At 73.6% G+C, this 8,042-nt stretch carries 10 protein-coding genes; 6 read left to right on the top strand and 4 right to left on the bottom strand.

What is annotated here, in order from left to right; all coding sequences use genetic code 11:
• On the top strand, positions 1-638 hold a 638-nt coding region (locus ABZ297_RS35275), incomplete at its 5' end, for a hypothetical protein (RefSeq protein WP_355355620.1).
• 6 nt (positions 639-644) lie between these two features.
• Here the strand turns inward: ABZ297_RS35275 and ABZ297_RS35270 are convergent.
• Positions 645-1,085, bottom strand: a complete 441-nt coding sequence (locus ABZ297_RS35270) for a hypothetical protein (protein WP_355355618.1) — start codon at positions 1,083-1,085, stop codon at positions 645-647.
• Between the two features lie 92 nt (positions 1,086-1,177).
• Between ABZ297_RS35270 and ABZ297_RS35265 the strand changes: the two genes are divergently transcribed.
• The 4 genes from ABZ297_RS35265 (at position 1,178) to ABZ297_RS35250 (ending at position 4,119) form a co-directional block, all read left to right on the top strand.
• Positions 1,178-1,864, top strand: coding sequence for a response regulator transcription factor (locus tag ABZ297_RS35265; protein ID WP_355355616.1), 687 nt, complete (start codon positions 1,178-1,180; stop codon positions 1,862-1,864).
• The gene (locus ABZ297_RS35260; protein WP_355355614.1) at positions 1,861-3,123 is read left to right on the top strand and encodes a HAMP domain-containing sensor histidine kinase; all 1,263 of its coding nucleotides are present in this window, start codon (positions 1,861-1,863) and stop codon (positions 3,121-3,123) included. Before ABZ297_RS35265 ends, ABZ297_RS35260 begins: the two co-directional genes overlap by 4 nt.
• Before the next feature lie 91 nt (positions 3,124-3,214).
• Positions 3,215-3,568 (top strand): hypothetical protein, encoded by a 354-nt coding sequence (locus tag ABZ297_RS35255; RefSeq protein WP_355355612.1) that lies wholly within the window; start codon positions 3,215-3,217, stop codon positions 3,566-3,568.
• A gap of 116 nt (positions 3,569-3,684) precedes the next feature.
• Positions 3,685-4,119, top strand: a complete 435-nt coding sequence (locus tag ABZ297_RS35250) for an NUDIX domain-containing protein (protein ID WP_355355610.1) — start codon at positions 3,685-3,687, stop codon at positions 4,117-4,119.
• 3 nt (positions 4,120-4,122) lie between these two features.
• Here the strand turns inward: ABZ297_RS35250 and ABZ297_RS35245 are convergent, their stop codons facing one another.
• Together ABZ297_RS35245 and ABZ297_RS35240 are read right to left on the bottom strand one after the other, a co-directional pair.
• Entirely contained in the window at positions 4,123-4,866 is a 744-nt protein-coding gene (locus tag ABZ297_RS35245) for an MBL fold metallo-hydrolase (protein WP_355355608.1), read from the bottom strand.
• 43 nt (positions 4,867-4,909) lie between these two features.
• Positions 4,910-5,686 carry a hypothetical protein gene (locus ABZ297_RS35240; RefSeq protein ID WP_355355606.1) on the bottom strand — a complete coding sequence of 259 codons (777 nt, stop codon included), beginning with the start codon at positions 5,684-5,686 and terminating at the stop codon, positions 4,910-4,912.
• A 120-nt stretch (positions 5,687-5,806) separates the two neighbouring features.
• Between ABZ297_RS35240 and ABZ297_RS35235 the strand changes: the two genes are divergently transcribed.
• The gene (locus tag ABZ297_RS35235; RefSeq protein WP_355355604.1) at positions 5,807-6,730 is read left to right on the top strand and encodes a zinc-binding dehydrogenase; all 924 of its coding nucleotides are present in this window, start codon (positions 5,807-5,809) and stop codon (positions 6,728-6,730) included.
• Here ABZ297_RS35235 and ABZ297_RS35230 read toward each other — a convergent pair.
• Positions 6,727-7,878, bottom strand: coding sequence for a pyridoxal phosphate-dependent aminotransferase (locus tag ABZ297_RS35230; protein WP_355355602.1), 1,152 nt, complete (start codon positions 7,876-7,878; stop codon positions 6,727-6,729). The two genes, ABZ297_RS35235 and ABZ297_RS35230, sit on opposite strands and share 4 nt — an antisense overlap.
• Positions 7,879-8,042 lie beyond the last annotated feature (164 nt).

Genomic DNA, 8,042 nt, shown 5'->3' with positions numbered 1-8,042 from the left:
CCGCGATCTGGCCCGCCGACTCCCGCGCGCAGCGGCGACAGCGGGCGGCCACGATGGCGATCAGCGTCGCGGCCGCCTGCTCGTTCCTCACGCTCGCGGCGACGGAACTGGACACCCCGCTCTCCGCCGTCGCCGGAACCTGGCCCATGACCGTCTGCGGAGTCCTGATGCTGCTCGGGACGGCCCTCGTCGCGCCCCGCCCCCGGCTGACGCCCGGTGCCGCGGTCATCGTCCTGCGTCAGGCGGTGCGCCGCCTGGCAGCCCCGGCGATCGTCGGAGCGGGCGTGGTGGCCTGCGTGCACAGCGGCGTGGACGTCGCCGGCGTGTCCGCGCCGGTACGGCTCGCCCTGCTCGCCTGCTGGTGGAGCGCCCTGGCGGCAGGCGCCGTCCAGTGCTGCCGGATCGTCGCGGGGCTGGGCGCGGGCGTGGCCGTGCCACCACGGCCGGGGCGGCTGCACCTGGGCATCTGGACCCTGGCCGGCGCCGGCGCGGGCACGGCGGCCGTCGTCTTCAGCGTCTTCGTCACCGGCGCGCGGCACGACCCCATGTCGGGTGCGATGGGGGCCGCCTTGTTCGTGCTGGTTTGGGCGTTCGTGGCGACGGTCCTCGACCTCCGCCGCCTGCCGCAGGCCGGCTGAGCACCGTCAGTCGACGCCCGCCTGCGTGTTGATCACCGGGAAGCCGTCCTCGCAGCGGATCTCCACCTTGATCTTGTCGCTGTCGGACTCGAACTCCAGCGTGGCGGTGGAACCCGGCCCCTTGTCGATGTCGCCGGCCGCGTACCCCTGCGCCGGGCTCCACGACAGCAGCAGGGCCTGATCATGACCCGCGCAACCGCCGACGACCGAGCCGCCGCGGGTCGGGAACGCCTTGCTCGCCGTCGCAGCCGGGGCGTGCGGGGTGGCGGGCGGGGTGGCGGGCACAGTCGTCGCGCCGGCCAGCGCCTCGTCCACCTGCTGCGCGCTCAGCGGCGTAACCACGTGCCGGCTCAGCCCCTCACCCAGCAGCGAGATCGCCCACGTGCTGGTCGCGGTGGTGACGGCGGCCACGGCCAGCCAGCCGAGAACCACGAGCAGGCGCTTCACGGCCGCCAGCCTGCCAGGTCGAACACCAACACTTCGCCAAATCTGCCCCAAGACACGGCCGAGCTGCCCCAAGTGCTGGCTACGGTGACGGGGTGGCGTACCTGCTGCTCGTGGAGGACGACGCCGCGGTCCGCTCCGCCCTGATGCGGACTCTCGCAGAACGCGGCCACGCGATGCACTCCGCCACCACCGGCATGGCGGGTCTGCGCGCGGCCATCGACGACCGACCAGACCTGGTCATCCTCGATCTCGGCCTGCCCGACCTGGACGGCTACGAGGTGATCCGCATGCTGCGTGCCGTCAGCGCGGTCCCGCTCATCGTCGCCACCGCGCGCGACGACGAGGAGGAGATCGCCCGCGTCTTGGACGCCGGCGCCGACGACTACCTGGTCAAGCCGTTCCGTGCGGTGCAACTCGACGCGAGGATCCGCGCGGTGCTGCGCCGCATGCGGGGCGAGGACGACCAGGCGCAGCCCATCGTGGTGGGCGAGCTGCGCATCGACCCGCGCAGCCGCGAGGTCACCATGGCGGGACGGGCCCTGGACCTGCGGCCCAAGGAGTTCGAGCTGCTCGTCTACCTCGCGACCCGGACCGGCCAGGTGGTCAGCAAGCGCGAACTGCTCACGCAGGTCTGGCAGGTCCCGTACGGCGGCGCCGACAAGACCGTGGACGTGCACCTGTCGTGGCTGCGCAACAAGCTGGGTGAGTCGGCGCAGCGGCCGAAGTACGTCAGGGCGGTGCGTGGCGTGGGCGTCAAGCTGGTGGACCCCGGACGATGAGGCGGCGGCTGCTCCTGCTGGTGGCGTCCACGGTGTCGCTCGCCCTGGTGGCGTTCCTGGTGCCGCTCGCCCTGCTGACCCGGACGCTGGCCGCCGACCGGGCCACCGCCGACGCCCTGGTACGCGCCCAGTCGCTCGTCCCGGTCGTGGCCAGCGGCGACCAGGACAGCCTGGAGCTGGCCGTGCAGCAGACCCACAACATGACGATCTTCCTGACGGGCGGCACCAGGCTGGGAACCCCCGTGCCGAAGTCGAACGCGGTGCGGCTGGCCTTCACCGGTAAGAGCCTGACGGCGCGGGCGCCCGGCGGCAGGGAGATCGTGGTGGCGGTCGAGGGCGGCTCCACCGGCCGCGCGGTCATCCGCGCCTTCGTCACCGACGCCGACCTGACCAACGGCGTCGGCCGGGCCTGGCTCATCCTCGGCCTGGTGGGCGTCGGCCTGCTCGCGATCAGCCTGCTGGTGGCCGACAGGCTGGCCCGGGCCCAGGTCCGGCTCATCGGCGGGGTCGCCCAGGTGTCGCACGAGTTGGCCGCGGGCGACCTGTCCGCGCGTGCACCCGCCGCGGGCCCCGACGAGATCCGCGAGGTGGCGACCGCACTCAACCGTCTGGCCGGACGCATCCGGGTCCTGCTGGCCCAGGAGCGCGAGGCGGTGGCCGACCTGTCGCACCAGCTTCGCACACCCCTGACCGTGCTGCGGCTGGAGGTGGACGCGCTGCCCGACAGCGAGCAGACGGAACGGGTGAACGCGGCCCTGGAGTCCACCGAGCGCATGGTGACTCAGGTGATCAAGGAGGCCCGGCGCTCCCGGCAGGACTCGAAGGGCGAGTGCGACGCCTACCGGGTGGTGTCCGAGCGGCTGGCCCACTGGTCGATGCTCGCCCGCGACCAGGAGCGGCCGGTGACCGACAAGATCGTCGCCGCGCCGCTGCCCATCGGGCTTCCCGAGCAGGCCATGCTGATCTGCGTGGACGCGCTGCTGGAGAACGTGTTCGCGCACACGCGCGAGGGCACCGGCTTCGACGTGCGGCTGCGCCACCGGCAGGGCGGCGGCGCCGTGCTGGAGGTGACCGACCAGGGGCCGGGATTCGCGCAGGACGACCCCGGCAGGCGAGGCGTGAGCGGGGGCTCGTCCACCGGGCTCGGGCTGGACATCGTCCGTCGGGCCGCCGAGCGGTCAGGCGGATCGCTGGAGCTCTCGTCGGCCGCCGGCGGCGGGGCCCGGGTCGTCGTGGAGCTCGGGCCGCCGTCGCGTTAACCCGACGTTAGGGATCCCACAGCCCACCGCTATCCATTGTTTCCGCAGGCTGAGGGCGTCAGAAACGACGTCAACCGGTCAGGAGACCTGGATGCGCAAGCCTATGATCATCGCCGGACTCGCCACGGCGGCCGTGCTCGTGGCAGGCGGCGGCGCCGCCTTCGCCTCGGCTCAGAGCCACGCCCCCACCGCCACCCCGTCCGCCGGGCAGCCGGAGAAGACGGCGGTGCCGGACGCCAAGACCACGTCGCCAGCGCCATCGTCCAAGCAGGAAGCGGAGGGCGGCGCGGACGACCAGGCGTCCAAGCCGGAGGCCGAGGACGGCGCCGACGACCAGAAGGGCGAGCAGGCCGAGGACGGCGGCCGGCAGGGCAACCACGACCAGGCCGGTGACCAGCATGAGAATGAGGGCAAGGACGACCCGGCCGAGCCCGAGGACGACTGAGCGGGCACGCAGAGGGCCGCGCGGGTATCGACCGCGCGGCCCTTCGCTGTGAGGACGTCGCACCGGCCGTGGTGGAAACTGTCTCCCAGTGGAGAGCGGAGCCGGAGGAGGCCAGGGTGAGTGACGACGATCGGCCTGCCGCGCGGGTCCTCTGCTTCGACGCCGACGGCAGGGTGCTGCTGCTGCACTGGCACGATCGGGTCAGCGGGCTGGACCTCTGGGAGCCGCCGGGGGGCGGGCTGGAGCCGGGCGAGACGGCTCTGGAGGCGGCCAGGCGGGAGCTCACGGAGGAGACCGGGCTGCCGGGATCGTCCGTGGAGGACCGGTCCGTCGAGGTCCACCGTGACTTCTGCTGGCTCGGGGTCCGCTATGTGAAGATCGAGCCGTTCTTTCTGGCCCGCCTGGCGACGAGCCGTCCGGAGCTGGGCCCTGGTGCGTTGACCGACGAGGAGACCGGCGCCTACCTCGGGTACGACTGGTTCGCCCCGAACGAGCTGCCCGGCAACGTCGAGCCGCCCAAGCTGGCCGAGGTGATCGAGAAGCTCGGGTGACGGCTAGCCGAGATCCACGACGAGCCCGGCCTCGGCCACCGCCAGGTCGCCTGCGTACCGCGCGGACGCGGCCGCCAGGGCGGGCTCGCGCGGGGTGTCCGGCCACAGGTGGGTGAGCAGCAGCCGCGCCACGCCCGCCGTGGCCGCCGTGCGCCCCGCGTCCAGGGCGGTCGAGAGGTAGGGCGCGTCCTCCTCGGGCACCCGTTCCGGGTAGGTGGCCTCGGCCAGCAGGACGTCGGCGTCTCTGGCCAGGTCGGCCAGGTCGGGGCTGGGGCCGGTGTCACCCGTGTAGGCGATCACCCGGCCGCCGCCGCTCAGCCGCAGCCCGGCGTTGGGGACGTGGTGCGGAAGCGACCAGACGTCCAGGCTGAAGGGGCCGAGCTCGTACGGCCTGCCGGGCGCCAGCTCGCCGACGGTGAAACTGCCGGCCAGCATGCCCGGACGGTCCAGGGCGAGCACGGCGTCGAGCGCGCCAGGCGGGGCGTGCACGGGAAGTGCGGCAGGCGGCGCGTCGCCGAGGGCGCGGGCGCGCAGCAGCGGGTTCAGGTCGGCGCAGTGGTCGGGGTGGCCGTGGCTGACCAGCACCGCGTCGACGCGCTCCGCGGCGGTGATCTCCAGCAGCCTGGGCAGCGTGGCGTACCCCGGGTCGATCAGCACCTGGAAACCCTCGTGCTCGACGAGGTACCCGCTGCACGCCTGCCCCGCCGCGGGCCACGCCCCGCATCCGCCCAGCACGGTAAGCCTCATGAAGCACGTCTCCTGTGGTTTCGGGCCGAAGATCCGCCCGAGATTACTCCGCGTGGCCGAGTTCGGCCAAAGTGACGGCCATGAGACCGCGGAGCAGGGGGCCGGCCACCTTCTCGTGCGCCGTCTCCACCGGCAGCCCCTGCGCGATGCGGCTCTGGTAGCGCGCGCGGTCCTGCTCGTCCGTGTACGGCTGCGCGGTCATCCCGACCACGACCGTCGCTCGCGTGCCGCCCCTCGGGAGCACCGCCACGGCGTGGGTGCGCAGGCAGGTCTCGTCGGCAGCGCCGTACCAGCCGCACTTGACCCCGGCGCCGGGCGCGGCGAGCGCCTCGCGGGTCCCGTACGCCTGGTCGGCCCCGACGGCCCGCATCCACTCCAGGACGGCCCCCGCCACCGGGTCTCCGGCGACCGCCGACTGCGCGAGCGCGGCGTACGCGGTCGCGACCTCGTCGGCGGCCACCTCGACCGAGCCGAACCGCGACGGGTCGCCGTTGGGCAGCGCCCAGGCGACGCCGGTGCGCTGGTAGATGTCGTCGAGGACGACGGGCGGGCCGACGGCGAGCCAGAGATGCAGGGTGTCGGAGTTGGACGAGATCACCACGGCGGGCTCGGCATGGCGGCGCCAGCGTTCCTCGTCGGGGATGTGGGGCGCGGTCACCCACGCGTACAGCGGTTTGAGCAGCGAGGCGCAGCGCAGCCTCGCCAGGCCCGACCGGACGCTCACCGTGCGGGCGTGCGGCCCGCCGAAGCCGCGCCTGATCCCGGCGGCCTGGGCGCTCGCTCCTTGGGGCAGGTCGCGGAGCAGCTCGTCGAAGCTCACGAGTACCCACCGTAGTCGGCCGTGGAGTCCGGTGACGGCCTTCGCGCTTGCGGAGCGAAATGCTCCGCAATAGGGTTGCCGACATCCGGAGTGAAATGCTCCGATAAAGGAGGGTCTGGCATGCGTGCGGTGGTGCTACGGAAGTTCGGCGGGCCGGAGGCGCTGGTCGCCGAGGACGTCCCCGACCCGGTGGCGGGCCCCGGCCAGGTCCTGATAGAGGTGTCGGTCGCGGGCGTCACGTTCGTGGAGACGCAGGTCCGCGCGGACCGGGGGCCGCGCCGTCCCGAGCTGCCGGTGATCCTGGGCAACGGCGTCGCGGGCACGGTGCTCGCCGTCGGCCAGGACGTGCCCGGGTCGCTGGTCGGCACCCAGGTCGTCAGCACGCTGGGCGGCGCGGGCGGCTACGCCGAGCTGGCGGTGGCGAGCGCCGGCGACCTGATCCCGGTGCCCGGCGGCCTGCCTCTGGAGGACGCCGTCGCGCTGCTGGCCGACGGCCGCACCGCCGTCGGGCTGATGCGCGCCGCCGCGCCACGGGCCGGGGAGTGGGTGCTGGTGGAGGCGGCCGGCGGCGGCGTGGGCAGCCTGCTCGTGCAGCTCGCACGCGCCGCCGGGGCCAGGGTGATCGGCGCCGCGAGCAGCCCTGACAAGAGGCGCCTCGCCGAACGGCTCGGCGCCGAGCTGACCGTCGACTACACCGCACCCGCCTGGACCGACGGCCTGCCCGCCGTGGACGTCGTCTTCGACGGCGTCGGCGGCGCGATCGGCGCGGCGGCCCTGTCGCTGCTGCGCGACGGCGGCAGGATCAGCGTGTACGGCATGGCGGGCGGCCCGATGACCACCCCCGGCGACCGGGTGACCCAGGCCCCCTTCCCCCAGGCGGACCTGCGCGAACTGGCCAGAGAGGCGCTGGCGCACGCGGCGGCCGGACGCCTCCGCCCGACGATCGGCCTGCGCCTCCCCCTGGAGTCCGCCGCCGAGGCCCACGCCGCGATCGAGGCCAGGGCGGTCACCGGCAAGACCCTGCTCCTGCCCGCGGCGCGCTAGCGGAGCGCCGCGGCGAAGCGCGAGCGCAGGTCGCCGAGGCGGCTGACGGGTTCGTTGCTGTAGACGAGACGGACGTACCGCGGCGCGACCGTCTCGCCCCAGGCCGTCATCGGGGTCGCCGCGATGCGACCGTGCTCCAGGAGCCGGGTCGAGAGGGCGGGGGCGGTCAGGTCGAGCGCCACGGCGTCCACCAGGCAGGACCAGCCGCCGGCCGCGCGCACCACCGGCAGGTCGGACAGCTGGTCGAGCACGATGTCGTGGCGGGCCTGGTACTCGGCGACCGCTTCGCCGACGCCCGCGCCCGAGGGGTCCGAGAGGGCCGCGGCGGCGCCGAGCTGGGCGAAGCCGCTCGACACCGTGGTGTTGTAGACGACCGCGACCCGGATTCTGGCCATGATGTCCGGCGGGCCCGCGATCCAGCCGATCCGCCAGCCGATCATCCGGTACTCCTTGGACATCGAGCCGATGATGATCGTCCGGTCTGCCAGGCCGTCCACCTGGCAGGGGTTGATGCGGGGGTGGCCGTCGTAGACGATGCGCTCCATGGCGGCGTCGTAGATCAGGTACGCGCCCGTCCTGGCGCAGGTCTCGGCCACGGCGGCCCAGTCGTCCCGGTCCAGGAGGACGCCTGACGGCATCGAAGGGCTCATCAGCAGCACCGCCGTGGCGGCGCCGACCTGGGCGAGGGCGTCGCGGTCCAGGCGCCAGTAGCCGCCCTCGACCCTCAGCGGGACGAGGGACGGGCGCGCGCCCGACAGCCGCACCCGCTGGAGCAGGCCGGCGTAGGTGGGATCGGTGAGCACCACCGGGTCGCCCGGTTCCGTGGTGGCCAGCAGGACCGGCATGACCGCGGACGTCCCGCCCGAGGTGATGACGATCTGGTGAAGCGGGTCGTAGTCGAGGCCGGTCCGCCGGCGCAACTCGTCCGCGACCGCCTCGCACAGCACGGGCAGGCCGGTGAACGGCAGCCAGCTGTTGCCGGCGCCGGACGCGAGCGCCTCGGTCGTGGCGGCCACGGCGACCAGCGGCGGCGGGACGTCGGTGTCGAGGTTCTCCATCCGCAGGACGTCGGGGTCCGCCCCGGCAGCCGCCGCGACCTTGTCGATGTCGAACTGCTGGACCTGGGCGAAGCGGGAGTTCGGCCGCATGACACCTCCGCGTGTTCCGTATACGGAACGACACCGTCTCTCGGCTCAGCGGCCCTGTCAAGCGGAGGAGAGTCATTCGCCTGAGGAGTAATGATTTCTCCCGAAGGTGGAGAATCTTCCACCGAACAAATCCGGGGGAAAGTTCTCTACCCGCAGATTTCACA

Source organism: Nonomuraea sp. NPDC005983 (genome assembly GCF_040614375.1).
In the GTDB taxonomy this organism is placed as follows: Bacteria; Actinomycetota; Actinomycetes; order Streptosporangiales; family Streptosporangiaceae; genus Nonomuraea.
The sequence above is the reverse complement of the archived record's forward strand: the minus strand, read 5'-3'. Positions and strand labels throughout refer to the sequence as shown.